This window comes from Domibacillus robiginosus (assembly GCF_000966195.1).
GTDB classification, from domain to species: domain Bacteria; phylum Bacillota; class Bacilli; order Bacillales; family Domibacillaceae; genus Domibacillus; species Domibacillus robiginosus.
Genome location: NZ_LAHL01000069.1, coordinates 16180 through 41765 on the forward strand (window position 1 = coordinate 16180; position 25586 = coordinate 41765).

Annotated in this window: 25 protein-coding genes and 2 other annotated features; of the genes, 5 read left to right on the forward strand and 20 right to left on the reverse strand. The window is 46.6% G+C overall.

Translation table 11 applies throughout. The annotated features are described in order from the left end of the window. Positions 1 to 40 precede the first annotated feature (40 nt). The 5 genes from VP97_RS21820 to bioB form a co-directional block, all read right to left on the reverse strand. Positions 41 to 712 carry an LrgB family protein gene (locus VP97_RS21820; protein WP_050184270.1) on the reverse strand — a complete coding sequence of 224 codons (672 nt, stop codon included), beginning with the start codon at positions 710 to 712 and terminating at the stop codon, positions 41 to 43. Then, entirely contained in the window at positions 709 to 1089 is a 381-nt protein-coding gene (locus VP97_RS21825) for a CidA/LrgA family protein (RefSeq protein WP_245629959.1), read from the reverse strand. The genes VP97_RS21820 and VP97_RS21825 overlap by 4 nt, the downstream gene beginning before the upstream one ends. Continuing rightward, positions 1086 to 1436 (reverse strand): MaoC family dehydratase, encoded by a 351-nt coding sequence (locus VP97_RS21830; protein WP_050184271.1) that lies wholly within the window; start codon positions 1434 to 1436, stop codon positions 1086 to 1088. The genes VP97_RS21825 and VP97_RS21830 overlap by 4 nt, the downstream gene beginning before the upstream one ends. Then, on the reverse strand, positions 1429 to 1824 hold the full coding sequence (locus VP97_RS21835) for an FAS1-like dehydratase domain-containing protein (protein ID WP_050184272.1): 396 nt from the start codon (positions 1822 to 1824) through the stop codon (positions 1429 to 1431). Before VP97_RS21835 ends, VP97_RS21830 begins: the two co-directional genes overlap by 8 nt. A 79-nt stretch (positions 1825 to 1903) precedes the next feature. Further along, the gene (bioB, locus tag VP97_RS21840; RefSeq protein ID WP_050184273.1) at positions 1904 to 2896 is read right to left on the reverse strand and encodes a biotin synthase BioB; all 993 of its coding nucleotides are present in this window, start codon (positions 2894 to 2896) and stop codon (positions 1904 to 1906) included. Positions 2897 to 3068: 172 nt separating this feature from the next. Here bioB and yidC point away from each other — a divergent pair, with 172 nt between their 5' ends. The 3 genes from yidC (at position 3069) to VP97_RS21855 (ending at position 5812) form a co-directional block, all read left to right on the forward strand. Next, entirely contained in the window at positions 3069 to 3830 is a 762-nt protein-coding gene (gene yidC / locus VP97_RS21845; RefSeq protein WP_050184274.1) for a membrane protein insertase YidC, read from the forward strand. Positions 3831 to 3978: 148 nt separating this feature from the next. Beyond that, positions 3979 to 4683, forward strand: a complete 705-nt coding sequence (locus tag VP97_RS21850) for a 5-bromo-4-chloroindolyl phosphate hydrolysis family protein (protein WP_050184275.1) — start codon at positions 3979 to 3981, stop codon at positions 4681 to 4683. Further along, positions 4625 to 5812, forward strand: coding sequence for a toxic anion resistance protein (locus tag VP97_RS21855; protein ID WP_050184276.1), 1188 nt, complete (start codon positions 4625 to 4627; stop codon positions 5810 to 5812). Before VP97_RS21850 ends, VP97_RS21855 begins: the two co-directional genes overlap by 59 nt. A gap of 57 nt (positions 5813 to 5869) precedes the next feature. Here the strand turns inward: VP97_RS21855 and VP97_RS21860 are convergent, their stop codons facing one another. From VP97_RS21860 to VP97_RS21880, 5 genes are all read right to left on the reverse strand, one after another. Next, positions 5870 to 7756, reverse strand: a complete 1887-nt coding sequence (locus VP97_RS21860) for a vWA domain-containing protein (RefSeq protein WP_050184277.1) — start codon at positions 7754 to 7756, stop codon at positions 5870 to 5872. Position 7757: 1 nt separating this feature from the next. Beyond that, positions 7758 to 8627 (reverse strand): ATP-binding protein, encoded by an 870-nt coding sequence (locus VP97_RS21865; RefSeq protein ID WP_050184278.1) that lies wholly within the window; start codon positions 8625 to 8627, stop codon positions 7758 to 7760. A 99-nt stretch (positions 8628 to 8726) separates the two neighbouring features. Further along, the gene (locus VP97_RS21870) at positions 8727 to 9176 is read right to left on the reverse strand and encodes a Rok-like winged helix domain-containing protein (RefSeq protein ID WP_050184279.1); all 450 of its coding nucleotides are present in this window, start codon (positions 9174 to 9176) and stop codon (positions 8727 to 8729) included. A 29-nt stretch (positions 9177 to 9205) separates the two neighbouring features. Beyond that, a complete protein-coding gene (locus VP97_RS21875) occupies positions 9206 to 9415 on the reverse strand; it encodes a DUF6501 family protein (RefSeq protein ID WP_050184280.1) in 210 nt (69 codons plus the stop codon). A gap of 16 nt (positions 9416 to 9431) precedes the next feature. After that, positions 9432 to 10859, reverse strand: coding sequence for a bifunctional ADP-dependent NAD(P)H-hydrate dehydratase/NAD(P)H-hydrate epimerase (locus tag VP97_RS21880; RefSeq protein WP_050184281.1), 1428 nt, complete (start codon positions 10857 to 10859; stop codon positions 9432 to 9434). Positions 10860 to 11047: 188 nt separating this feature from the next. Between VP97_RS21880 and sda the strand changes: the two genes are divergently transcribed. Continuing rightward, complete coding sequence (sda, locus tag VP97_RS21885) at positions 11048 to 11185, forward strand: sporulation histidine kinase inhibitor Sda (protein ID WP_050184282.1); 138 nt, start codon at positions 11048 to 11050, stop codon at positions 11183 to 11185. A 34-nt stretch (positions 11186 to 11219) separates the two neighbouring features. On the opposite strand, the gene odhB is transcribed toward sda, so the two are convergent. Together odhB and VP97_RS21895 are read right to left on the reverse strand one after the other, a co-directional pair. Then, on the reverse strand, positions 11220 to 12476 hold the full coding sequence (gene odhB, locus VP97_RS21890; protein ID WP_050184283.1) for a 2-oxoglutarate dehydrogenase complex dihydrolipoyllysine-residue succinyltransferase: 1257 nt from the start codon (positions 12474 to 12476) through the stop codon (positions 11220 to 11222). Positions 12477 to 12552: 76 nt separating this feature from the next. Continuing rightward, positions 12553 to 15372, reverse strand: a complete 2820-nt coding sequence (locus tag VP97_RS21895) for a 2-oxoglutarate dehydrogenase E1 component (RefSeq protein WP_050184284.1) — start codon at positions 15370 to 15372, stop codon at positions 12553 to 12555. Between the two features lie 499 nt (positions 15373 to 15871). Here VP97_RS21895 and VP97_RS21900 point away from each other — a divergent pair, with 499 nt between their 5' ends. Continuing rightward, the gene (locus VP97_RS21900) at positions 15872 to 16660 is read left to right on the forward strand and encodes an ABC transporter ATP-binding protein (protein ID WP_050184285.1); all 789 of its coding nucleotides are present in this window, start codon (positions 15872 to 15874) and stop codon (positions 16658 to 16660) included. A 48-nt stretch (positions 16661 to 16708) separates the two neighbouring features. Here the strand turns inward: VP97_RS21900 and trpA are convergent, their stop codons facing one another. The 8 genes from trpA to VP97_RS21940 form a co-directional block, all read right to left on the reverse strand. Continuing rightward, a complete protein-coding gene (trpA, locus tag VP97_RS21905; RefSeq protein WP_050184286.1) occupies positions 16709 to 17473 on the reverse strand; it encodes a tryptophan synthase subunit alpha in 765 nt (254 codons plus the stop codon). After that, the gene (trpB, locus tag VP97_RS21910; protein ID WP_050184287.1) at positions 17470 to 18681 is read right to left on the reverse strand and encodes a tryptophan synthase subunit beta; all 1212 of its coding nucleotides are present in this window, start codon (positions 18679 to 18681) and stop codon (positions 17470 to 17472) included. Before trpB ends, trpA begins: the two co-directional genes overlap by 4 nt. Beyond that, positions 18678 to 19292: a phosphoribosylanthranilate isomerase gene (locus VP97_RS21915; RefSeq protein ID WP_050184288.1), complete on the reverse strand. Its 615-nt coding sequence runs from the start codon at positions 19290 to 19292 to the stop codon at positions 18678 to 18680. Before VP97_RS21915 ends, trpB begins: the two co-directional genes overlap by 4 nt. Beyond that, complete coding sequence (gene trpC / locus VP97_RS21920; RefSeq protein WP_050184289.1) at positions 19293 to 20063, reverse strand: indole-3-glycerol phosphate synthase TrpC; 771 nt, start codon at positions 20061 to 20063, stop codon at positions 19293 to 19295. Continuing rightward, positions 20060 to 21676 carry a bifunctional anthranilate synthase component II/anthranilate phosphoribosyltransferase gene (locus VP97_RS23545; RefSeq protein ID WP_082220501.1) on the reverse strand — a complete coding sequence of 539 codons (1617 nt, stop codon included), beginning with the start codon at positions 21674 to 21676 and terminating at the stop codon, positions 20060 to 20062. Before VP97_RS23545 ends, trpC begins: the two co-directional genes overlap by 4 nt. Continuing rightward, positions 21673 to 23067: an anthranilate synthase component I gene (trpE, locus tag VP97_RS21930; RefSeq protein WP_050184290.1), complete on the reverse strand. Its 1395-nt coding sequence runs from the start codon at positions 23065 to 23067 to the stop codon at positions 21673 to 21675. Before trpE ends, VP97_RS23545 begins: the two co-directional genes overlap by 4 nt. 51 nt (positions 23068 to 23118) lie before the next feature. Next, positions 23119 to 23327, reverse strand: a binding site (T-box leader). Positions 23328 to 23352: 25 nt separating this feature from the next. Then, positions 23353 to 23586: a binding site (T-box leader), on the reverse strand. 40 nt (positions 23587 to 23626) lie between these two features. Continuing rightward, on the reverse strand, positions 23627 to 24298 hold the full coding sequence (locus tag VP97_RS21935; protein WP_050184291.1) for a GNAT family N-acetyltransferase: 672 nt from the start codon (positions 24296 to 24298) through the stop codon (positions 23627 to 23629). Beyond that, complete coding sequence (locus tag VP97_RS21940) at positions 24291 to 25160, reverse strand: carbon-nitrogen hydrolase family protein (RefSeq protein ID WP_050184292.1); 870 nt, start codon at positions 25158 to 25160, stop codon at positions 24291 to 24293. Before VP97_RS21940 ends, VP97_RS21935 begins: the two co-directional genes overlap by 8 nt. Between the last annotated feature and the right edge of the window lie 426 nt (positions 25161 to 25586).

Genomic DNA, 25586 nt, shown 5'->3' on the forward strand with positions numbered 1-25586 from the left:
ATTCCATAAAAAAAGATGACGATGTGTAATCGTCATCTTTTTAAAGAAAAGGAAACAGCCATGGCAAAACAAGCGAGGTCACAATAGAAGCAAAGCCCATCGCAGCGCTTGACACCGCTCCTTGAACTGGTCCTTCCAAGGCGGCCTGGCTTGTTCCGATCCCATGTGAAACTGTTCCAATCCCCAGCCCTCTTGAAAAAGGATCCTTTATCCGAAAAGCCGTCAACAGCGCCGGGCCAAAAACAGCGCCAAAAATGCCGGCTGTTATAACAAAAGCAGCCGCCAGCGCCGGGTCACCGCCAATGATCACTGCCGCCTCCATTGCCACAGGCGTTGTTACTGCTTTTACGGCAGCGGCTGCTTGAATGGTTTCAGACAACCCAAAAGCAGAAGCCAGCCAAACAGAAGATACAATCGTTGATAATGTCCCTGCAATGAGGCCGACTGCAGCCGGAAAAAGCCGCTCAAGCAGTACGGACCGGTTTCGATACAGCGGCAGCGCCAGCGCTACAGTGGCCGGGCCAAGCAAAAAGGTCATGATATCTTTTGCAGGCGTATATTCCTCATAAGATACATCCGAGACTAGCAGCAAACCGATGATGAGGGCCGTTGATGTAAAAACAGGCGTTGTAAAAGGCGAAGGGAATCTTAAAGCAGCCCGGCGCGACAGCCCATACACGGCTACAGTCACGATTATATAAAGAGCAGTCATGCTTTTTCCCTGCTTTTTATAGCCAGTGCAGCAGACAGCCCGGATGTAACCATCAGGCCAATGACCGAGCTGCCCGCAATAACCCCGATGAGCGCCGCCCCATTTGACTGAATTACATCTCCGTATGTCATTAATCCGGCTGCAATAGGAATAAAAAAGAAAGCCAGGTGCTTGTTTAAAAAAGCCGCGCCGCTTTCAATCATCCAAACAGGAAGCCAGCCTTTGGACAGAAGGAAAAACAGGATCAGCATACCGACTACACTAGCTGGAATGGGTATATGCAGATAGGAAACGAGCAAAACGGATCCTTCATATAAAACGGTCAAAAGTGCAAGCTGCATACAAAAAACGGCTGCTTTTTTTGTTTTCTCCTTCACTTCACCCAAAAAGCACCTTTCATTTTCACTTCGCCTGCTTCGTTTTCGACTGTTACACGCCCTTTTCCCGCTTCCTCGTCTGTCCAGCTGCCTTTGATAACGAGCGGCTCGTCCGGATAGGTCATCGCTTGAAAACGGGCATCGTAGGAGGCCAGCTCCCCTCTGCACCATTCGCTGATCGCGCGGCTTCCAAGCGCCATTACGAGCATTCCATGTGCAATACAGCCGTTGAGGCCCGCTTTTTGTGCGTAGGCCGGATCTGTATGAATCGGGTTAAAATCACCGGATGCGTCTGCATATGAACGGATGTCTTCTTCGGTAATCTTCAAAAAAATAGGGTTAAACATCGGCTGCCCCCTTCTGTTCAATAAGGGTTGAACGTGATATAACCGCAGGTGTTTGTTCTTTTACATAAACCGTCTCAAGCTTTGCGAATGTCATGCCTCTTTTATCGGTTCGGCCCGCTGCATACACAATGGCCTGGATGTGATCACCCGGAAAAATCGGCTTTATGTATTCGTAGGACTGGCTGCCATGCAGCACACAGGCTGGATCAAATTGAAGAAGATCGGTTAGTTTTTGAAACGACAGGCCGCCGTGAAAATCCAGCACCGTCAAAAATGTTGGCGGAATTTCCTCCTTACCGTCTGCTATGGAAACCGTCTGTTTAAAGGCTTGCACTTTTTCCCCTTCTACTGTACAGGAATACCGGTACAGCTCTTGTTTTTCTTTCATCCTATCACCCTTTCTTTTGATGATTTTACCATATTCACATACAAAAAGGACCCCGTGATAAACGGGGTCTTTGGGTTTCTTAAACGGGTGCCTGCTCATGGGCGTATTCCACTTCGAAGCCCATATCCTGGATCATTTTATGATCTGCCGTGACTTCCTGGCCGGGTGTCGTTAAATAGCTGCCGAGAAAAATAGAATTAGCAGCATACAAACCAAGCGGCTGGATCGAGCGCAGATTCACTTCCCGTCCGCCTGAAATTCGGATTTCCTTGGATGGGTTCAGAAACCGGAACAGGGCGAGTACTTTTAAACAAAAAGAAGGCGTAAGCGGTTGGGCGTGTGCAAGCTTTGTGCCGGGAATCGCATGTAAAAAGTTGACCGGTATCGAATCGGCGTCAAGCTCTCTCAGACTCAGCGCCATATTCACAATATCTTCATTGGTTTCACCCATTCCGATAATCACACCGGAGCATGGAGACATCCCGCTTTCTTTCACGCGGCCGACTGTTTCGGTGCGGTCGTTATATGTATGTGTCGTCGTAATCGACTCATGGTGGCTTTTCGACGTATTGATATTATGATTGTACCGATCTACCCCTGCTTCCTTCAGCTGCTTCGCCTGTTCAGGTTTTAAAAGGCCCAGACATGCACAAACACGCATAGAATACTTTTCTTTGATTTCTTTTACGGCGCCTGTTACAGTATCCAGTTCTTTTTGAGAAGGTCCTCTTCCACTCGCCACAATACAATACGTATTTGCGCCAAGTAAATGCGCTTTTTCAGCGCCGTCTACAATTTGTTTCTGTTCCATCATCCGGTATTTTTGAATGGGTGCGGTTGATTGGGAAGATTGAGAGCAGTAGCCACAGTCTTCCGGACATAATCCGGATTTTGTATTGATAATCATGTTCAGCTTTACTTTTCTGCCGTAGTAATGATGGCGAAGCCGAAAAGCGCCGTCAAGAAGCTGCAGTAAATCATCCTCCGGGCACTCTAATATGTGGAGTGCTTCCGTTTCTGAAAGCTTATACCCGTTTAACACCTGGTCTGCTAATTGTGTCCACGTTGACATCATACTTCACTCCTTTTTCCCAGATTAAAGGATTTTCATTTCTATTGTCAACATTTTATTTAAAATAGTTAACATTAGACCGGTTGATTCCTTTATTGTTTTCATAGAAAAAAAGGAGTATACTTTTTTTGTCTAAGCAACTAGCCTGCTAGCAGGCGCAGGAGGAACGAATTTGAAAAAACAATTAACCATTGTGCTTACTGTTTTATCTGCCGTTTTGTTGTCCGGCTGTCAAAGCGCTACAACAGAAGGCCATTTTTTCCACGATTATCTGGTGAATCCATTTGTCGAATTGATTCACTGGCTCGGTGAAATGCTCGGCAGCTATGGATTAGCCATTATTGTCATTACCATTGCCGTGCGCTTGATCCTCATGCCACTTATGCTCAACTCAATGAAAAAACAAGCCGGTATGCGCTACAAGATGGAAAAAGTAAAGCCGCAGATGACCGATATTCAAACACGGTTAAAAGCAGCGAAAACGCCGGAAGAACAGCGTAAAATTCAAATGGAAATGATGAGCCTTTATAAAGAAAATGACATCAATCCTATGGCGATGGGCTGTTTGCCTATGCTGCTGCAACTACCTGTTTGGACGGGCCTTTACTATGCCATTACGATCTCACAGGATATTAAAACACATGAATTTCTCTGGTTCCGTCTTGGCCAGCCGGATATCGCTATGGCGATTATTGCCGGGATTATGTATTACATTCAGTTCCGTCTGTCGATGCAGACAATGACAGCTGAACAGCAGCAGCAAATGAAATTTATCGGCCTGCTTTCTCCTGTTATGATCTTGATTTTTTCGTTCAACGCCCCGGCTGCTCTGCCGATTTACTGGAGCGTCAGCGGACTTATCTTAATTTTCCAATCATGGATTGGCCGTAAATACTACCAGGATCACCTGCTTGCCGAAGAATCAGCAAAATAATGATGCCCCTTTTTAAAAAAGGGGTTTTTTCATAGAAAAAAACGTAAACAATGCAGTATAGATGAAACTTTTTGTGCAGCTTGTCCGTATAAAGAAACAAAATACGCTCATATCAAAGAGCAAAATGATAAAATGGAGTGGATGAACGATGCGATATTCTTTTTATTGGTTTCGCCGCCTGGCTGTTTCATTTGCAGCAGCGCTTTTTTCACCGGTGCTGTTTGACGGATTGCCGGCTTTCCTATTATTCGCCGCCGGTTTTGCAGGAGTGTTTATGCTGTATACCAATCTCGGCAATAGACGGATCCAGAAAAAGTACGGATTAAACCGAAGAGAATATTACTATATACTTGATCAGCTGAAAGAAGCGAAAGCCAAACTGTCACGGCTGCAAAACTTGTTTTTAAAAGTGCGGAGCCTTCGTTCCCTTAAACAGATGATTGAACTCAACAGCCTTGTAAAGCGAATTTATTCGGTTGTTAAAAAAGAACCGAAGCGTTTTTATGAAATCGAGCCTTTTTTCTATTCTCACCTCGATTCTGTCGTGGAACTGGCTGAAAAATCAGCTCTGCTTTCCAGCAAACGAGTAAAAGGCCCGGAGATGAAGAAGTCCCTGCTTGAAACGACTGAAACACTTGGCGACCTGTCCCAGACATTAGAAGCAGACCTGCGTCAGGTGCTCGCCCGTGATATTGAGCATTTAACGATTGAACTGGACGTTGCCCGGCAGCGTACGGCACAAATGAAGCCATTACCTAAACCCGAACAACCCGCTTTGAAAGGAGAAAATGATGATGAACAACAACGACCTACAGCCACAACAGGCACCCGTTACGGGCGCAAAAAACGATGATTTTCTAAATGACCTTTTGGCCGATCCGTTTGGGGACATGCCTTCTGCACCAAGCGCAGCGGCTCCTTCTTCCCCGCCGGCAAAACGACTGGTTGACCAGCTTCCGGCCGAGCACCGGCAAAAAGCAGAGCAGCTTGCCTCACAGATTGATGCCGGCAACCAGCAGGCGGTTTTCTCGTTTGGGACGGCTGCACAAACAAAGCTGTCTGATTTCTCTCATCACATGCTTGACCATGTGCAGCGCAAAGACATCGGGCCTATTGGTGACATTTTAAATGATTTAATGAAAAACTTAAAAAATGTCAACCCTGATGAACTGCGGGATGAAAAACGAAATGTGTTTTCCCGTATGTTTGGAAAAGTATCAGATTCTGTACAGGAAGTGATGACACGCTATCAGAAAGTCGGTTCACAAATCGACCGGATCGGTGTGAAGCTTGAGCATTCCAAGCGCGGTCTTGTGGAAGACATTCGGATGCTTGAGCAGCTTTATGAAAAAAACAAGGAATACTTCCAGGCGCTTAATATTTACATTGCCGCCGGGGAATTAAAGCTTGAAGAAATTGAAACAAAAACGATCCCGGCGCTTCGGCAAAAAGCAGAGCAGACGGGCGATCAAATGGACTTCCAGGATGTAAATGACATGGTTGCTTTTGCGGATCGTCTTGAAAAGCGGCTTCATGATTTGAAGCTGAGCCGTCAGATTACCATTCAAAGCGCACCGCAAATCCGCTTGATCCAAAATACAAACCAGGCGCTTGCTGAGAAAATTCAGTCCTCTATTTTAACAGCTGTACCGCTCTGGAAAAACCAAATTGCGATTGCTTTGACGCTTGTGCGTCAGCAAAAAGCAGTCCAGGCACAAAAAGAAGTATCGAAAACAACCAATGACCTGCTGCTAAAAAACTCCGAGATGCTGAAAGTGAATTCTATTGAAACAGCACGGGAAAATGAGCGCGGCCTGGTTGATATTGATACATTAAAGAAAACCCAGGAAAATTTAATTACCACGCTTGAGGAAACTATCCGCATCCAGCAGGATGGACGGGCAAAACGAAAAGCGGCTGAAGATGAACTAATCGTGATGGAAGATGATTTAAAACAGCGGCTGCTTCGCTTAAAACAATAAAAAAGCTGTTCCTTGACGGAACAGCTTTTTTATTGTTTGCTTCAACCAACGCGTTGCTTAAATGCTTTCAAACAATAGTTTTTTCAAAATGGGTGTTAACACGTGTGGAAGCTCCGATACGTCCGGTGCCATGATTGACCCGTGTCCGTAAATGGTTTTCATCGTCTGGCGGCGCGCTTCATCAAGCGCTTCTTCTCCAATAAATAAATTAAACACCGTCATGCCTTTTTTGCGTGCCATCATGACAGCTTCATGAGTATCAAGTACACCATTTTTATCGTAGTCTGCAGCTGACGGCTCTCCATCTGAGAATACAATCAAGAATTTGCGGGCTTCGCTGCGGCGTTCCATTTTTTCAATGGCAAGACGAAGAGCGAAGCCGTCCCTGTTATCTTCTTCCGGGCGAAGCTGCATAATGGCATAGCCTGTTTCTTTCTGGTGCGATGCGTGAAAAGGCACCGCTGTTAAGAAATGATTTGGCTTTACTTCTTTTGACAGCGGCGATGTATCTTCCCAAAACCCGGTGATTTCATGCGGGACACGGAGAGAAGCGAGCGTTTCATGAAACAGCACGGCGCTTTTTTTCACATCGTCCATTTTATCGTACATTGACGCTGAACTATCAATCAATAAGTAAAAAGCAGCATCAATTTCACGAGACGGCTCCTGCTTTTTATAAAAAAGACGCGGGTTATCGTCCGTAAAGTACCGTGTCAGCTTCCGGCCAAGACGTCCGGTTAATAAATCTGTGCGCGGGCTTGTTTTTTTCTTTTCAATCGATTTTTGAATCATCCGCTTTAATGTTTGCACAACGGGAGCTGTTTCATCCCGCAGCAGACGGTATTCCTGCCGTTCTGTTTCGCTTGCTGTACGCGGCTTTTCAAAAATGGCTTTTGCTCCAATATTCTCTTTTCCGTAACGGGCTTCATCTGCCCGGGTGCTTTCATCGCGACGTTCTGCCATCAGGCGGTTGTACTGCTCGCGCGATGCTTTTTTCGAGCGTCCCTGCACCGATGCCAGAGCGGCATCCCCTTCGTCTCCTTCACGGGCCGTATTGCCCATCATCGGTGTTTTTGTTCCCTGATCAAGGTCAAACTGCATAAATGTCCCGCGTGTTTCCTCTGATTCACGGTGCCAGGTGGAAAATTGTTCATCGAACTGCTCGTTTTCATCTTCTTCTGCCCTATCATCATTGGCAAGTGGATCCTGCCGCTTGCCAGGGTCAATCACTTCCTCGCCAGCTGCTGGTTCCCGGTAATCCGGCAGGTGGCTGTATGTATTGACCATCCCGCGCAGCTCAAGCTCTTCTATAACTTCGGCAATATCTCCGGTGATTCGTGCTACATCTTTTGTAGACCGTGCATCAAACAGCTCCCTCGCTGTACGGTCGATAAATGGCACAGCCTGATCGACTGCCGGATGGATAAGAGGCCACTCAAAAGGCGTATCAGCCTGCCAGAGAACAAACAAAGCGTTAAACACCGCATCGGTAAAAAAGCCCTTTGAGCGGTTAACCGACAGCTGCACTTCATGATAGCGGCGCATTACCTGGCGGCGGGTATTAAAAGCGCTTTTTGTGCCCGGACGTGCCTGGATGCAAAGCAGCTCCAAGCGAATGTCTTCGGCAGCAGCAAGCAGCTGCCGGGCGAAATCTCCCCCAAACCGCTTCATAAAGAACTGAATAACCGCTTCATCGGTCCACTGGATCGTGCCAAGCGCACGCAAATACACGTCCGTTTTTAATCCAGCCGTTTCCTCTTCCCGGGAGCGGTGATGCCAAAAATGGCTCGCAAACAGGACAGCGGGATTTTTCTGCAAATAAGCAAGCGGGCCGAACTCTACTTTTAAATCCGGGTTTTGGGACAGGGCAGCCGCAAGGTCAGACAGTTCCATCCAAAAAGCGGAGTTGACTGTTTCGTCATTAAACTGTATGAACCGTTCCATGTTAAGCGAACCATGTTTCTGCCGCGTTTAAAACCGCCGCTTTTTCGCGTTCATCATCAAGCTTGCCGGCAATGGCACTTTCCACAGCGCGCATAGGCGGCAGATAAAGTGCCAGGTCGCATGCATCCACCAGGGCACGGATCGAAGAAGCTTCTTCCGGCAGGCGCCCGCTTTCCACAAGAGTCGTTAAGTCACCTGACAGAGAAACGAATCGCTCAAGCAGTGCTGTATCCTGCAAAATCGACTGCTGTTTTAATACCTGTAGCAGTACTTCTCCTGAAATATAGGGAATATCAAAAACGATAAACCGATTTTTTAAAGCTTCATTCATTGGCGCTGTGCCGGCGTACCCTTCGTTTACAGCGGCAATCACGCTGAACGTCGGCTTTGCGGTCACGACTTCTCCCGTAAAAGGGTTGGTAATCTGGCGCCGGTAGTCTAGCACACCATTTAAAATTGGCAATGTTTCGGGCTTGGCCATATTGATTTCATCAATGTATAAAAGATGCCCTTTTTTCATTGCTTGAATAACAGGTCCTTCCACAAAATCAATTTGTGTTTTGCCGTCCACTTCAACAATGGTTTTAAAGCCAAGCATCGCTTCCGCGTCCAGGTCAATGGAGCAGTTGATGCTGTGTACTGGCTGGCCGAAAAAAGCAGCCAGTGATTCTGACAGCTTTGTTTTCCCTGAGCCTGTTGGCCCCTTCAGCAAAATATTTTTTCCAAGCGCCAAAGAAACGACGGTATCTGTTACGATTTCTTCATTTTGTGCAATATAAGAGCCCGCATTCGGATCTGCTGTCAGCCCAAATTGTTTTTTTCTTTCCTCAATAATAGTTTGAATGGATGATGGCAATGTTGATATATTCAAAAAAATCTTCCTTTCCCTTAGCTATGCACGCTTCATCATACACCTGAAAGTGCATACAACGCAAAAAAGCGGACTGGCTGCCCGCTTTTTTGCTTCGCGTTACAAATCGTATTCATAAATATAAAGACCGCGGCCCAGCTTGCGGACATGTGCATTTTCCCGCTCCAGGCTATTCATAAATGTTGTCATATTGGCAATTTTTTTGCCGGATTGTTCTTCGACGTAACGCTGTAGCTCAATCCCTCGAATTGGTGTGTTTTGCTTTTTTAAAATTTGAATGGTCGTATCCCGCAGCTCAGTCAAACCTTCACTCCGGCGTCCCCGGCGTACTTTTGGAGGCGCACCGACCGTGGTTACAGCGGTTATATCAGTCGTAGCTGCTATATCTGCAACGGTTATATCAGCCGTATGATTCCCTTCTGCTTCATCCAGCTCCTGAAGCCGCGCAAAAATCGCTTCCCGTTCTTTTTTAAACTCCTGCATCACGCGAACTTCTGCGTCTGCTAATTGATCCAGCCTGATTTTTAAAGCCATGCGTTCGTTAAACATGTTTCTGCCCCCTTACAGCTAGCGTTCGTTTATCCAGTCACTTCTTGAAAATAATCTTTGTAGAAGCCTGATATACGGCCTTTATTGTCCACGACAAAATAAAACTCATCCGTTTCATTTTTTACTTCATACACTTTGCCTTTAGTCAGTACATTTTCTACTACATATTTTTTAGCGTCGGTATGAACGCATGTTACCTGCTTAATCGTTTCCTTTTTGTCCCAGTTAGAATGAATCATGTTTGTTATGTCTCCTTTATATGCTATTTAGTACATCTGAAATCATGGTATGGATATGAAGAGGACGCATGGCCTGGGCTGGATAAGCTTCGTTCCATTTATCTGCACATTTCCCATGCAGCCAGACGGCATCTGCTACAGCTGTTTTCAGGTCAGGATTACGCATCATAAGCGCGAGCAGTACACCTGTCAGTGTATCGCCACTTCCTCCTTTAGACAACCCTTCATTTCCTGTTTGGTTGATCAGCCCGCTTCCGTCTGCAAAGGCGATAACGGTATACTCCCCTTTTAATACAACGGTTACACCCTGTTCAACCGCATACGCTGATGCTTCTTGCAGCCGATTTTGTTGAATAAACGCAGTTGATTTTCCTGTTATTCGGGCAAACTCTCCCGGATGTGGCGTAAGGACAACCGGGCACTTTGCCTTCTGGTAACTCCGCGTGGCAAGAGCCCCTGCATCCAAAATAACCGGCCGATTCTGCTGCAGCAATTGCTGCACGATTTCTTCCATTTTGGAGTCTGCTGCCCGGCCGCAGCCAGCTGCAATGACTTCGTACGGATGATTCCTGCTTATTTCCTGATCAAAGTGATATATTGCTTCAGGCACGTGAGAAGCGATCACAGGCACTGCTTCTCTTTCCGTTTGCACAGTCAGCTTTCCGGCGCCGCATGAAACAGCACCGAGCGCTGCAAGCGCAGCGCTGCCAGGCATTTCGCTCGTTCCAGCGATTAAAAGACCGTGGCCGAACGTTCCTTTATGGGTATTATTCCCGGGGTGATGAAATGAACGTGAATCAATAGACGGTTCGTATACGTGCCAGCTTGATGTATGTAAAAGTCCAATATCAATCAGCTGCGCTTCACCGTAGTGGGCAGCCGCCGGATATAAAAAGCGTGATGGTTTGTATCCGTGAAGAACAAGCGTTTTGTTCGCTTGAAGAGCCGATTCATCCACTTCTCCACTGTCGGAAGCAGTGCCTGTTGGCAGATCTACCGCCACTACATGGGCTTTTTGTGTGTGAATCCACTTTACACATTCTTTGATCGACTCCGATAAGGGAAGGCGTGTTCCTGCACCTAAAAGCGCGTCAATGATAACGGTAGCGGAGGTATCGGGCATACCTGTTTGATAGGAATAACCAAGCGACTCATAGTAGGCCAGGTGCTGCCGGGCAGCCCCTTTTTCCGGAACGCCGAGTGGAAAACAAAGCTCGCACGCAGCCCCTGCCCTTTTTAAATACCGTGCCAGCACAATACCGTCGCCGCCATTATTTCCTTTGCCGGCTAAAATAAGAAACGAATGCTCTGTTATCGGATAAAAAGACGCTATTTTTCGCCCCAAACCAGCACCAGCCAGCTCCATTAATGTAAAACCAGGCATTCCTTTTTTCTCAGCCAGCTGGTCTATTTTTCTTATTTCACTGCTCTTATAAATATACAACATAAACCCTCCTTTTATCATAAATTTCGTGAAAATTTTTCAAAAACGAGTATAATATTTAGGAATATTATAGCGTTTTTTTCTACCAGCTTGTTATCATTTGCCTTTTGTCAGATAGCTAGTATAATAATCAGAAAATAAAGAGTAAATCTCTTTATTACTATCACCATATCAAAGGAGGTCATAAAATGAAAATTATGAGTGACGAGATGCTGGTGGCCGCTTACAGGGATGCTTTAAAGCAGGATCGAAACAAGTCGGAAATTGAAACATTAAAAACTGAAGTAAATAAACGTGGTCTTTCACCCAAGCTTGAAAAAGAATAATGAAAACCCCGCAGCAGCTGCTGCGGGGTTTTTCTTATCCTTCAAGAAGTAGATCTTCTGGATTTTCAATTAATTCTTTTACCAGCTTCAAGAACCCGACCGCTTCTTTTCCATCGATAATCCGGTGGTCGTATGAAAGAGCCACATACATCATTGGACGGATTTCAACGGCATCTCCAACAGCTACTGGACGTCTTTGGATTGTATGCATACCGAGAATACCTACCTGCGAGCCATTTAAAATTGGCGTTGACAGCAATGAACCAAATACACCGCCGTTTGTAATTGTAAATGAGCCGCCTTGCAGGTCACCAAGCGCCAATTTGTTATCACGCGCTTTTAGTGCCATATCCATAATCGATCCTTCGATTTCCGCAAAGTTTTTACGGTCACAATCGCGTACAACCGGTACAACCAAACCGTCTTCTGTTGATACAGCAACACCGATATCATAGAACTTTTTCAAAACGATTTCGTTTCCATCGATTTCCGCATTGACGTAAGGATATTTTTTCAATCCTGCAACCACTGCTTTTGTAAAGAAAGACATGAAGCCCAGACGGACATCGTGATCATCAAAAAATTTGTCTTTTTTCCGTTTACGAAGATCCATAATGTTCGTCATATCAATCTCGTTAAACGTTGTCAGCATTGCTGCTGTTTGCTGCACTTCCACCAGACGCTTGGCAATCGTTTGACGACGGCGGCTCATGCGCTCACGCTCAACCGGCTTGCCGTTATCCTGCGCTTTTGGTGCAGGTGGAGCTTGTTTTTGCGGCGCTGCCTGCTGCGGTGCAGCTGCCGGTTTGTTTTGATGAGATTCTACATCCTGTACACGTACACGGCCAAGCGGATCTGCTGCTGCAACCGCATTTAAATCAATGCCTTTTTCACGAGCAAGCTTGCGGGCTGCCGGTGAAGCAATTGTACGGCCGGCTGCTTCTTCCTGTTTTTGAGCTGGTTCTTCTTGAACAATATCTTCTTTTGCCTGTGGCTCTGTTTTCACAGGTGCCGCTTCTTGCTGAGCTGGTGCAGCTGTTCCAGCTGAACTGCCTGCTCCTGCTTCCACAATTGCAATAACCTGGCCTACTTCAACCGTATCGCCTTCAGCCGCCTGCAATTCTTTAATCGTCCCAGCTTCTTCTGATATCACTTCTACGTTAACTTTGTCGGTTTCAAGCTCAACAATATACTCGCCTTTTTCAACATAATCACCCGGCTGTTTTAACCATTGTGCGATTGTACCTTCTGTAATTGATTCTGCCAGTTCAGGAACTCTAATTTCAGCCACTGTAAAATCCTCCTCGGTAATTTCCATGTCTTTTGGTATGTACATTCCCGGCTCCATAGGGGAGCCGGTTATTGTTTTATTGTTCTTTTGTTAAAACGGTGCGTAAAATACGTGCCTGCTCTTTCTTATGAACGATCGCATCGCCTTCTGACGGGCTGGAGCGACGGCGGCGGCCTACGTAACGAACCGTTGCGCCTTCTGGAACTGTATCACGCAGTCTTGGATCCATGTATGTCCATGCGCCCATATTCTGCGGTTCTTCCTGAAGCCAGATCACTTCTTTTACATTTGGGAAGCGTCCTAAAATCTCGGTAATTTCTTCTTTCGGGAATGGATACAGCTCTTCTACCCGCAATACGTGCAGCCAGTCTAGATTTTCTTCTGACTTATCGATTTGCTCAGCAAGATCGATCGAAACTTTCCCGCTGCAAAGCACAATACGTTCTACTTTCTTCGGGTTGCTGCCTGTTCTCGGCTCTTCTACGATAATCTTAAAGTTTCCATCCGAGAATTCAGATGCTTTAGACGCAGCCAGCGGATGGCGAAGCAAGCTTTTCGGTGTCATAATAACAAGCGGGCGAACTTCTTCTTTTTGCAGGATGGAAGCCTGCCGGCGCAGAATATGGAAATACTGCGACGTTGATGATAAGTTTGCAACCGTCCAGTTGTTTTCTGCTGCTGACTGAAGGAAGCGTTCCATGCGTCCGCTTGAATGCTCAGGTCCCTGTCCCTCGTAGCCGTGCGGCAGGAGCATAACCAGACCTGATTTTTGACCCCATTTTGCCCGGCCGGATGAAACAAACTGATCGAACATCACCTGCGCCATATTGGCGAAGTCTCCGAACTGCGCTTCCCATAAAACAAGCGTCTCTGGAGAGAATACGTTGTAGCCGTATTCAAATCCGACAACAGCCGTTTCTGTCAGCGGCGAGTTGATGACATCAAATGAAGCTGATACATTGCTCAAGCCGTGCAATTGATTGTATTCTGCACCATTACGCTCATCATGTAAAACCAGATTACGATGGGCAAATGTTCCGCGCTGTGAATCTTGACCCGTTAGTCTGATCGGTGTGCCTTCTTTTAAAATAGAAGCAAAAGCAAGTGTTTCCGCATGTCCCCAATCGATTTGACCGTCTTGTTCAAAAATCTGCTCACGGCGTTTTAAAATCCGCTCCAGCTTTTTAAATGGCTGAAATCCTTCCGGCCATTGAAGAAGCTCTTGATTGATTACTTTTAAATCATCTTCGCTTACGCCCGTTTTATGGCATGGAAGATCTTGTTCTACAACTTCCGGTGGATTCATGATAATATCCGGATTTTCATCTTTTTTCGGAACGGTTTCAAACAAATCTTTTAGCTTTTGTTCATTTTCTTTATACAGTTCATCAGCGAATCCCTGTTCAATCACACCACGGTCAGCCAGTTTTTGCGCATAAAGCTCACGAACCGTCTGGTGTTTATGAATAATATTGTACATTTGTGGATTGGTTGTCATTGGCTCGTCCATTTCATTGTGTCCGAAACGGCGGTAACCGATCAAGTCAATCACAAAATCTTTACCGAAGCGTGTCCGATAGTTCACGGCCATAAACGCTGCTGCCACACATGCTTCCGGGTCATCCGCATTCACGTGGACAATCGGCACTTCGAAACCTTTAGCTACGTCTGATGCATATCGTGTAGAACGTGAATCATAGGTTTCCGTTGTAAAACCAATCATGTTATTGGCAATAATATGGATAGATCCGCCAGTTTTGTAGCCGTTGATCTGGCTCATGTTAAAGGTTTCACCGACGATTCCCTGACCCGGGAATGCGGCATCACCGTGAATAATAATAGACATTGCTTTTGAAACATCCAAAACTGGTTTCCCGTTTTGCGTGCGGTCTTCCTGAGCTGCACGTGTGTAGCCGGCGACAATCGGGCTGACTACTTCAAGGTGACTTGGATTGTTTGCAAGTGTAATGCGCGCTGTCTGTGTATCTTCTTCTTTATAGCTGCGGTCTGCGCCAAGGTGATATTTTACATCACCGGTCCAGCCGTGGTAGTTCATTTTCATTGAACCAAGCGGCAGCATTTTTTTATTAGGCGCATGGGCAAATTCTGCAAAAATCATTTCATACGGCTTACCAAGAATGTGAGCGAGTACATTCAAACGGCCACGGTGAGCCATCCCAATATTAATGGTTTGCGAGCCTTTTACAGCTGAATGGTGGACAAGCTCGTCTAAAAGAGGCACCATCGCATCCAAGCCTTCAATTGAAAAACGCTTTTGACCAACAAAGGTTTTGTGGATAAACTTTTCAAAGCCTTCAACCTGCGTAAGACGTTTTAACAGCTTTTTCTTATCGCTATCACTGAACGTCGGGTAATAATCCGTTGATTCGATCTGCTGGCGAAGCCATTGCTTTTCTTCTAAATCATGTACTTGAGCAAATTCAAAAGCGACTTTGTCAGTGTACACTTTTTTCAAGTGCATAATGGCGTCATATCCGTTTTGCACGTGTGATGGTGCACCCGGACAGATGTACTCCACCGGAATCTGGCGCAAATCCGCTTCTGTAAGCTCGTATGTTTCCAGATCGATTCGGCGCGTGTCTTTTTTACTGCCATCAAGTGGGTCAATATCCGCTGCCAAATGGCCGTAAATCCGGATGCTGTCTGCAAGCTTAACCGCCCGGAATAGCTTGTCAAGATCACCTGCTGATGTGGTATGCTGCGCTGTATTTCCAGTTAACGATTCCGGGGGACCCCATTGATCAAATAACTGGCGCAGTTCTTGGTCGACTGCCTCTGGATCGGCCAAGTACTGTTCGTACACTTCCATTACGTACCCAAGGTTCGGACCCGAAAAATGTTTCCACGGGTTTCCCTGGCCATTCTGCATGTTCATTCTGAAAAACCTCCACCTGTTGCCCATTTGATTTTCGTGTATACGTTCGCGTTTACCAAAATATGTACAAATAAATCTAAAAACGCTTTCAGAACATCCTTACCACTCTGAAGGCCATTTAAACAAAAAAGGCTTTTTGTTAAAGAATTCCGTTGATTTGTGGAATGCCTTTTTCATGTACCATCTTACTACTGTTTTTTCAAAAATCCAAGCTTTTTTGCAAATTTACGCAATAATTTTTCACTTTTTTTGAAAACGCTCCAAAGTGCGTCGTTATGCGGTTTGTTTTACTCCTGATCGATAAAAAAGCGTTATATAACACCCCCCTTTCATTAGTGAAATCTTATAATAAAAATCTTTCATTTTCGGCATAAAATTGATGCCGAAACAGCATTTTAAAATATTTTAGATATGTTCTTTTGAGATCGTTTTCTCAAATTATTTTTTCCTGTCTGGCAGCTTCTTTTATCTGATAAAATAAAAATGGGAGTGATACATAATGACAGAGTTGATTTCATATGAACAAGTACGTTTTGTGCGTCAGGACAATGTGATTTTAAACAGTGTAAATTGGACGGTAAAGCAGGGAGAGCACTGGGCTGTATTGGGACTAAACGGATCAGGCAAATCAACCATGCTGAACATGATGGGCGGATACGAATTTCCTACCAGCGGCACGATTCGCGTTTTCGGACACGAATATGGGCGCTTTAACTGGGAATACGTAAAAAAGCGGCTTGGCTTTGTTGGCAATACATTAAATCGTTTTTTGGAAACACTTAACATGGAAAGTGCCCGTGAGATTGTCGTCAGCGGCCGTTTTAATTCAATAGGACTATACGAAAAAACAGATGCAGCGGATTGGGAAAAAGCGGATGAACTGCTTGCATCACTCCGATTGTCTTACCTGGCAGACAAGCCGTATCGGTTTATGTCGCAGGGAGAACAGCGGCGAGTGCTGATTGCTCGGGCTTTTATGGCCGATCCTGATGCCATGATCCTGGACGAACCATGCTCTGGTCTTGATGTAAGAGCGCGGGAAGAATTGCTTTCAGCGCTGGAAGAACAGGCTCACAAGCGGCAAACCTCTTTTTTGTACGTAACCCATCACATTGAAGAGATTTTTCCCTCTATCACACATGTTCTCGTTATCAAGCAAGGGCAGGTACTGGCAGCCGGTGAGAAAAAACAAGTGCTGACCAGCCCTATTCTATCTGAAGCCTTCAGTCTTCCCGTTGAGCTTGAATGGCAGAATGAGCGTTGCTGGCTCAAGGTACTGTCCAAATAAAAGAAACACCCTTTTTCAGCTGAAAAAGGGTGTTTCTTTATGGCTGCTTTACGGTATAAGCTGTTTGATTTCGTCGCCTTTGCCTTCGTGGAGAAGCTGGACAATTTTACTGCCGACAATCACTCCGCCGCACGCCGCGCCCAGCGTTTCGGCCTGTTCTTTTGAAGACACACCGAATCCGGCCAGAACCGGCACAGGGCTTTGCTCCGCGATGCGGGATAAGTGGGCACTAAGATCACCTGAAAATCCAGCGCGTGCGCCGGTAATTCCGTTGACGGTCACTGCGTAAATAAATCCTTCCGCATCTTTTACTGTTTCAGCAATGCGCTCGTTGGAGCTGGTCAGTGTCACAAAGCGGATCATAGCAATGTCACGCTTGGCCAGCGGCTCTTTAAATTCGGCTTCTTCTTCCATTGGTACGTCCGGGATAATGACGCCCGATACACCGGCCCGCTCACACAACTCGGCAAAACGCTCTGCACCCACTTTGAATACCGGATTCGCGTAAGTCATAATCACAATGGGTACGCTGATTTCATCTTTGAAAGATGCAAGCTCGTCCAGTATTTGGGTAAGCGTCACTTTTTCTTTGAGCGCACGCTTGCCTGCTTCCTGGATAACCGGCCCGTCGGCAACAGGATCAGAGAATGGAATACCTAGCTCTATCACTGTTACACCCGAATTTTCCAAAAGCAGAATCGTTTCTTTTAATGTATGAAGTCCTCCATCTCCCGCCATGATATAAGCGGTGAATGCTTTTTTTCCGTCCTGTTCCACTTTTTGAAACGCTTCGGCCATTTTAAATTTGGTCATGCCTGCTTGCCCTCTCTTTCAAACCGTTCTTTAATTTGCGCCACATCTTTGTCACCGCGTCCGGATAAGCAAATGGCAATAATCTGATCCTTCTCCATTGTCGGCGCAAGCTTCAATGCATAAGCAATCGCATGAGAACTTTCAAGCGCCGGGATAATACCTTCTGTTTTGGTCAGCACTTTAAAGCCTTCTAATGCTTCTTCATCGGTAATATGTTCATAGATGACCCGGCCGGAATCTTTCAAAAAGCTGTGCTCCGGCCCAACGCCCGGATAATCAAGGCCGGCTGAAATCGAATGAGCTTCTTGAATCTGGCCCGCTTCATCCTGCAGTAAATACATTTTGCTGCCATGCAGCACACCAACGCTGCCCATCGTCATCGATGCCGCGTGCTTGTTAGTGTCTACTCCACTTCCGGATGCTTCAACACCATACATTTGAACCGACTCATCTTCAATAAACGGATAAAACATACCCATCGCATTGCTGCCGCCGCCAATGCAGGCCACAACAGCATCCGGAAGACGCCCTTCTTTTTCCTGCAGCTGTTTTTTTGTTTCCTGCCCAATGACCGCCTGGAAATCACGCACAATCTGCGGGAATGGATGCGGTCCAAGCACAGATCCCATAATGTAATGGGTATCTTCAACGTTTGTGACCCAGTAGCGAAGCGCTTCATTCACGGCATCTTTCAGCGTGCCGCTTCCTTGTGACACACTTTCAACGCGCGCCCCCAGAAGCTCCATGCGGAATACGTTTAATTCTTGACGGCGAATGTCTTCTTCGCCCATAAAAATAACACAGTCAAGGTTCAGCAGCGCACAAACGGTCGCAGTCGCCACTCCATGCTGGCCGGCGCCCGTTTCGGCAACGACTTTTTTCTTGCCCATTCGTACGGCAAGCAGGGCCTGTCCAATCGTATTATTAATTTTGTGGGCACCAGTATGATTTAAATCCTCCCGCTTCAAATAGATTTTTGCACCGCCTGCCGCTTTCGTTAAATTTTGGGCAAAGTAAAGTGGATTTTCGCGCCCCACGTAGTCTGTTAAATATTGATTCAGCTCGGATAAAAACGCTTCGTCTGTCATGGCCGACTGGTAGGCTTCCTCCAGCTCTTTTACAGCACGCATCAGTGATTCTGGTACATAACGGCCTCCATATTCTCCATAATGCCCTTTTTCATCGGGCTGATTGTATTGATTACTCATGATTGATGGGCTCCTTTCGCACGCTCTACAAATTGGAATATTTTCACTTCATCTTTCCGTCCATCGGTTTCCACGCCGCTGGAGATATCAACGGCAAATGGGCCAACCGACTGTACGGCTTTTTTTATGTTATCAGGATGCAGGCCGCCTGCCAAAATCAAGCGGCTTTTATCGACCGCGGGATCGTCTAGAATCGACCAGTCAAATGTTCGGCCGCTGCCGCCCCGGAACGCAGCAGGCGGGCTGTCAATTAAAATATAATCGGCCGGGAAGGCGAACATTTCTTCAAAAGAAAGATCGTCTTTGGCAGAAAAAGCTTTAATGACAGGGACCGGCATCCGGCGGGCAAAGTCGGCCGTTTCATCCCCGTGTAATTGCACGTAATCGAGCCCTACCTCTTCTGTAATCGAGCGGATCGTTTCTTCGGTTTCATTCACGAATACGCCGACTTTTTTCACATTCGGCCCTACGGCTTCTGCGAGCTGCCGTGCAAATTCAGCCGGGATTTTCCGGCTGCTCCGGGCAAATACAAATCCAATCATATCCGCTCCGGCTTCACGCGCCCAGCTGGCTGCTTCAAACGATTGAATACCGCAAATTTTTACGTTCATTTACAGCCCTACCTTCAGTGAGCGGACGGCCTCGCCTACGTTACCCGCTCTCATTAATGTTTCACCGACAAGCAGCGCGCGCGCACCTGCTTCTTTCATGCGGAGGGCATCATCCGCTGTTTGAATTCCACTTTCAGACACAAAAAACGCGTTTTCCTGCCCATATGAACGAAGCAGCCGTTCTGTTACAGCCAGATCAATGTCGAACGTTTTTAAGTTACGGTTGTTAATTCCAATCAAGTTTGCTCCGAGACGAAGCGCCCGTTCCATTTCCGCTTCATCGTGGACTTCTACAAGCACATCAAGCGCTTTTTCCTTTGCATGCACATACAGATGGTTCATCTCTTCATCGTTGAGTGCAGCAGCAATCAGCAGAATGATATCACCGCCCGAAGCAAAGGCGCGGTCGATCTGGATCGGATCAATAATAAAGTCTTTGTTTAAAACCGGGATATCAATGTTTGCTTTTACCGCTTCCAAGTCATTCATTGTTCCTTTGAAAAACGGTGTATCCGTTAAAACCGACACTGCGTCTGCGCCGTTTTCGGCATAAATGGATGCCTGCTGAACAGGATCAACCCCTATATTAATATCTCCTTTGGAAGGAGAGGCCCGCTTTACCTCGGCAATCAGTGCCATCGTCTGGGAGGCGGCGATCCGCTCGTAAAACGAAACCGGCTTCCGGTCCGCTGTATAGTTCAGGCCGGCTGCTTTCAGCAGGGAAACTTCTTCTCTTTTTTTATCAATAATTTTATCTAAAATAGTTGTCATCCGAGCACCGCTTCTTTCTGTCTGGATTTCGAGTAATCAACAAGATAGTTCAGCTTTGAAAGGGCAGCGCCGGAATCAATGCTTTCTCTTGCCATCTCAACGCCTTCTTTTACCGTTTTTGCTTTGCCGTTCGCAAACAAGCCAATTCCCGCATTTAGAAGCACAGTATCACGGCAGGCACCCTGTTCTTCCCCTTCTAAAATGCGTTTTAAAATGTCGGCATTTTCGATCGCTTCGCCGCCTTTAATATCATCAAGCGGATAAGCAGGCAGGCCGACCGATTCCGGCGTAATGATCATTTTTTCTACCTGTCCGCCTTCAAGCACAACAAGATGGTTTTCTCCCGCTAACGACGCTTCATCCATGTAGCCGGCACCATTTAGCACAACGGCCCGCTTGCGTCCAAGCCGGTTTAATACGTCTGCCATCATTTCCAGCATATCACGGCGGTAAATGCCAAGCAGCTGTGTATCAAGCTGAACCGGATTGGTTAAAGGCCCAATCAAGTTAAAAATAGTAGGAATTTTCAAATCACGCCGTACTTTCATAATCCGTTTCATTTTTGGATGTACGTGCGGGGCAAACAAAAAAGTAATGCCGTTTTCTTCAAGCAGCTTATCTGTTTCGCCCGCCACAAAGTCCAGTGACACGCCGAGATGTTCCAGCACGTCCGCACTGCCGGTTTTGCTTGATACACTCCGGTTGCCGTGTTTGGCTACCGTTACACCCGCACCCGCCAGCACAAAAGCAGAAGTCGTCGAAATATTGAAACTTTGAGAGCCGTCGCCTCCCGTCCCGCAGTTGTCCATTACATTTTTCCACGCTGTCCGGGTGGACACCGCGTTTTGGCGGAGTACATGTACGAGCGCGGCAATTTCATCAACCGTTTCGCCTTTTGCTTTCAGACCCATTAAAAAAGCAGCAATTTCACTGTCGGAAATATCCTCCTGCAAAATTTCTTCAACCGCGTCGGTCATTTCTTCAAATGACAGAGACTGGCCTTCTGAAATTTTCACCAAATACTGCTTCATATTTTTTTCTTTCCGGTAGGAGCGGAAAAATTCCGCAATCAGTTCATCCCCAATCTGGGTGCCGATCGATTCCGGGTGAAACTGCAGTCCAAACACCGGGTATTCCCTGTGGCGAAGCGCCATGATTTCGTTGTCGTCGACCGATTCTGCAATCACTTCGAGCTTCGGACTGAGCGTCTGTCGGTCTGCCACAAGTGAATGGTAACGCATGACTGGAACTGGTCCCTGTACCGCGGCAAACAGCCCCTTTCCTTCGTGGCGGACCATAGACAGCTTGCCGTGTTTAATCGTTTTAGCCTGGATAATATCCGTTCCAAATGCCGCAGCAATCGCCTGGTGACCAAGACAAATGCCGAGTATTGGAATGCGGTGGTAGAAAGCATGAACCACATCAATCGAGATGCCCGCTTCTTCCGGCGTGCCCGGTCCCGGCGAAATCACAATGGCTTCCGGCTCAAGCGCTTCTATTTCATCAATCGTAATCTCATCGTTACGAACAACCCGGACATTTTTGCCGATCCGACTGATCTGTTGATACAGGTTGTATGTGAAAGAGTCATAATTATCAATTAATAAAATCATTTCTGCACCTCCAGTAATGCTTTTGCTTTATGCATGGTTTCTTCATATTCGGTTTCTGGCTCTGAATCGTACACAATTCCTGCCCCGGCCTGCACGTGTGCTTTGCCGTCTTTAATAACCATTGTACGGATCGCCAGGGCAAAATCCATGCTGCCAGTTGTAGACAAGTATCCAACTGCCCCTGAATATACGCCGCGCTTTACCGGCTCCAGGTTGTTGATAATTTGCATGGCACGGATTTTCGGTGCGCCTGATACCGTTCCGGCAGGCAGACAGGCGGTCAGCGCATCGAGTGGATGATAGTCTTCTTTCAGTTCACCCGAAACTTCCGATACGATATGCATCACGTGCTTGTACTTTTCAATTTTCATATATTTATCGAGCGTAACAGAGCCAATTTCGGAAATTTTCCCGACATCATTTCGGCCAAGGTCAACGAGCATACGGTGCTCCGCAATTTCTTTTTCATCGGCAAGCAGTTCTTCTGCCAGGCGCGCATCTTCTTCCGGTGAGCTGCCGCGCGGGCGCGTGCCGGCAATAGGATTCGTTGTTACGGTGCGGCCGCTTACTTTTACTAGGCTTTCCGGCGACGTGCCAAGAACTGTATAGCCATCAAAATCAATGTAAAACATATACGGCGACGGATTAGATGTCCGCAGGCGGCGGTACAGCGTAAAGGGATCGCCCTCGAATGGAGAAGAAAGACGCTGGGACAGCACAACCTGGAAAATGTCACCCCGAACGATATGCTCCTTTGCCTGTTCGACCATTTGGCAAAACGTGCTTCGCTCTAATCCGGAGCTGAACGCAAGCACGTTTGTTTCCTGCCTGCTGTCCGGTTTTTGATCGCTATGGATATCATTGTAAATCGTTTGGATAGCAGCTTCCATTTCGGCTTCTGTCCGCCCGCCAAACAAATCAACGGCAGCGATCGTTACACGCTGTGTCAAGTGGTCATATACAACAAACGTATCGTAAAACATCATGTGCACGTCCGGCATGCCCAGCTCGTCTTTAAGCGGCTCGCCAATTTTTTCTTCAAAGAAAACAGTGTCATAGCCAATATAACCAGCCGCTCCTCCAAAAAACGGAAACGGATACGACTGCCCTTCCTGAACGGGCATAATGGCTTTTAGCTTGTCCATAAATTTGCCGGAGCCGGTTTCGTTTGTTCCATCTTTTTTGCTCAATTTGAATCCTGCCGCATCTGCTTTAAACTCGGCGATTGGATCTACAGCAATAAACGAGTAGCGCCCGCTTTCTTCGTGCTTCGCCGATGATTCAAACAGCATTTTTTGAGAGCCCGAAAGCAAACGGTAAATCGAGATCGGGGTAATCATGTCTCCTTCTATTTCTTTTAATTGATAAGCTGCGTTTGTTTGTACATTCATCTTCCATTCTCCTTTCAAGGCATAAAAAAACTCCATAGATGATGATCATCTATGGAGGACGGTTTCCCGCGGTGCCACCTCTCGTTGAAGCAAATGCTTCCCCTTAAAATCCGGTTAACGGCCGGCTACCGGGCGCTCTACTCGTTCGTTCAAGCTGCCACTCACGGACCCATTCAAGCAGATGCTTCGTACCGGTTTCCACCATCCCGGCTCTCTTTGACGTGCTTGTCTGCTTTACTTTTTCCGATCAACGTATTTTTATATACAAAAAGGCCCCCTCATCAACAAAAGGACGGGGAGCCGTGGTACCACCTTTATTGGCCGCAAAATGCAGCCCACTTTAACAGCAGAATTCGTTTCTGCCTGTTCCTTGTAACGTAAGACGGACGCCGGAGCCTACTAATATCGTTCGGTCCGGAGCTCAGAAGCCCATTCACACGGTTTCCTGCACCGGCTTGCACCAACCGCCGGCTCTCTTCAGCATTTCACTGTGCTACTATTCTTCTTCAACGCTTTGTTATTTGACTGATTATTATCATAATACAATCAATTCAAAATATCAACCCTTTTGGAACGGATTTTTCCACTCCATCAGCGCTGCACAGTTGTGCGACTCATGGTCATCCAGATAATTGTGCAGAACACCCACCGGCGTGCGTCCTGCCCGCATTAAAAAGGTCACAACGGAATCGTATATCTCACCGGCAGTTACTTTCTCAAGATACTCTTCCGGTGTCAGCTGGTCAGCATAAAGATGATAGCCCGGCATACGCCCGCCGCCCAGCAGCCGGTCAAGCTTCAATTGGACGACCGTTTGATACATCGCCTCGACCATTTTTTTAGCAAGCCCGAGCTTTCGAAATGCCGGTTTTACGCAAATATCTACTACGTATAAGGTATTGCCATCCGGATTATGGGAACGGATATAGCCGTTATCCGTCACCTCTTCCCACGAATGGGCATCACCCGGCTCATATTGAATGATCAGCGCAGTCATCGAGCCGGCAATTTCCCCGTCGATCTCTACACAAAGCGCTCCTTCTGGAAAAAGATCAATATGATTTTGCAATTGTTCGGTATTCCACCATAAATCCGGTGGGAATGGCGGCGGAAAAGCCGCTCTTTGCACATCGATCAGTCCGTCAAAGTCCTGCTTCCCGTAATGGCGGAGGATCGCTTTGACTGGCTTTTTATCACGGAACGTATAATATTCCTGATAATAGTTACTCATTTTCCCACCAATCTGGGTACAAATCAGTCCGCCGGTCGCGCCACGTTGTAACCGATCCTTTTTTACGTACTTCGTATAAAAGCGCTAAATCCAGATCCGCTGTGATAATCATATCGTCATTCATAATGCCTTCTGCCACGATGCCGCCCGGCGGGAATGGAATGTCATTCGGTGAAATGACGACCGCCTGTCCAACATTAGACCGCATTAAGTCTACGGTTGGCAGTGAGCCGACTGTGCTCGCTCCCACAACGTAAATTTGGTTTTCAACCGCCCGTGCGTGGCTTGTATAGCGGACACGGTGAAAACCGTGCCGGTCATCTGTGCATGAAGGGCAAAAAATCACATCAGCACCCTTTGCTTTCGCCATCCGGACCACTTCCGGAAATTCAATGTCATAGCAGGTAAGAATCGCAATCGTGCCTTTTTCTGTTTCAAAAATACGAAACGTTTCTCCCTGCTGCATATTCCAGCCCTCTACTTCAGCCGGTGTAATGTGCAGCTTGGACTGCATCTGGTAGGAACCGTCAGGATAAAATAAGTAGGCTGTATTTTGAATGCCGCCTTTCCATTCCGTTACATGGGTACCGCCGATGATGTGAACGTCATATTGCTTGGCAAAGCCTGAAAACAGCCGCTCATATCTTTCTGTAAACAATGGCAGATCGGTAATTTGAAGTGCCTCGCCTGTTTTTTCATCACCAATGGACAAAAGCTGTGTGGTGAAAAATTCCGGAAACAGGATAAATTCCGCTTCAAACTCCATTGCTGTTTTTATGTAGTGTTCACATTGTTTTGCAAATTCATCAAATGAATCGATGGTGTGCAGGTGATACTGCACAGCTGATACACGCATTTTCACTTTAAACCGCCCCTCTCATCTTTTATACGGTAGTAGAAAATGTCGTTTTTTGCAAGAAAAAAAGACGGCTCGAAAGCCGTCACAAGTCGGATGTTCAATTCACTCTCATAAGAGGGGGTTAATGAGAATGAATCTCAATTTCAATTATAAACGGTTTTTATTTATTGTCAACTCTTTTGCGATTGTTTTTAATAAAAAAAGAGGTCAAGAGAAAATTCTTTTTTCAAAAAGTCAGACTGTAGACAAATGGTTAATAACCGTCACATGAATAGGATAGGCAGCGTCCAGGCAGCTTCTTCTATGCTTCGGCTAAGAACGGTCACGAAACATGTAGATTTTGAGGATGATGTAGCCCGACAACATCCTATTTCAATAGAATAAAAAAACCGGCGGAAATTTCCGCCGGTCAGACTGTAGACAAACTCG

Excerpts from the sequence above, each read along its gene's own strand:
- VP97_RS21820 (WP_050184270.1), bottom strand. The coding sequence starts at position 712 with ATGACTGCTCTTTATATAATCGTGACTGTAGCCGTGTATGGGCTGTCG.
- VP97_RS21830 (WP_050184271.1), bottom strand. The coding sequence starts at position 1,436 with ATGTTTAACCCTATTTTTTTGAAGATTACCGAAGAAGACATCCGTTCA.
- VP97_RS21835 (WP_050184272.1), bottom strand. The coding sequence starts at position 1,824 with ATGAAAGAAAAACAAGAGCTGTACCGGTATTCCTGTACAGTAGAAGGG.
- bioB (WP_050184273.1), bottom strand. The coding sequence starts at position 2,896 with ATGTCAACGTGGACACAATTAGCAGACCAGGTGTTAAACGGGTATAAG.
- VP97_RS21850 (WP_050184275.1), top strand. The coding sequence starts at position 3,979 with ATGCGATATTCTTTTTATTGGTTTCGCCGCCTGGCTGTTTCATTTGCA.
- VP97_RS21855 (WP_050184276.1), top strand. The coding sequence starts at position 4,625 with ATGAACAACAACGACCTACAGCCACAACAGGCACCCGTTACGGGCGCA.
- VP97_RS21860 (WP_050184277.1), bottom strand. The coding sequence starts at position 7,756 with ATGGAACGGTTCATACAGTTTAATGACGAAACAGTCAACTCCGCTTTT.
- VP97_RS21870 (WP_050184279.1), bottom strand. The coding sequence starts at position 9,176 with ATGTTTAACGAACGCATGGCTTTAAAAATCAGGCTGGATCAATTAGCA.
- VP97_RS21875 (WP_050184280.1), bottom strand. The coding sequence starts at position 9,415 with ATGATTCATTCTAACTGGGACAAAAAGGAAACGATTAAGCAGGTAACA.
- sda (WP_050184282.1), top strand. The coding sequence starts at position 11,048 with ATGAAAATTATGAGTGACGAGATGCTGGTGGCCGCTTACAGGGATGCT.
- VP97_RS21895 (WP_050184284.1), bottom strand. The coding sequence starts at position 15,372 with ATGAACATGCAGAATGGCCAGGGAAACCCGTGGAAACATTTTTCGGGT.
- VP97_RS21900 (WP_050184285.1), top strand. The coding sequence starts at position 15,872 with ATGACAGAGTTGATTTCATATGAACAAGTACGTTTTGTGCGTCAGGAC.
- trpA (WP_050184286.1), bottom strand. The coding sequence starts at position 17,473 with ATGACCAAATTTAAAATGGCCGAAGCGTTTCAAAAAGTGGAACAGGAC.
- trpB (WP_050184287.1), bottom strand. The coding sequence starts at position 18,681 with ATGAGTAATCAATACAATCAGCCCGATGAAAAAGGGCATTATGGAGAA.
- VP97_RS21915 (WP_050184288.1), bottom strand. The coding sequence starts at position 19,292 with ATGAACGTAAAAATTTGCGGTATTCAATCGTTTGAAGCAGCCAGCTGG.
- trpC (WP_050184289.1), bottom strand. The coding sequence starts at position 20,063 with ATGACAACTATTTTAGATAAAATTATTGATAAAAAAAGAGAAGAAGTT.
- VP97_RS23545 (WP_082220501.1), bottom strand. The coding sequence starts at position 21,676 with ATGATTTTATTAATTGATAATTATGACTCTTTCACATACAACCTGTAT.
- trpE (WP_050184290.1), bottom strand. The coding sequence starts at position 23,067 with ATGAATGTACAAACAAACGCAGCTTATCAATTAAAAGAAATAGAAGGA.
- VP97_RS21935 (WP_050184291.1), bottom strand. The coding sequence starts at position 24,298 with ATGAGTAACTATTATCAGGAATATTATACGTTCCGTGATAAAAAGCCA.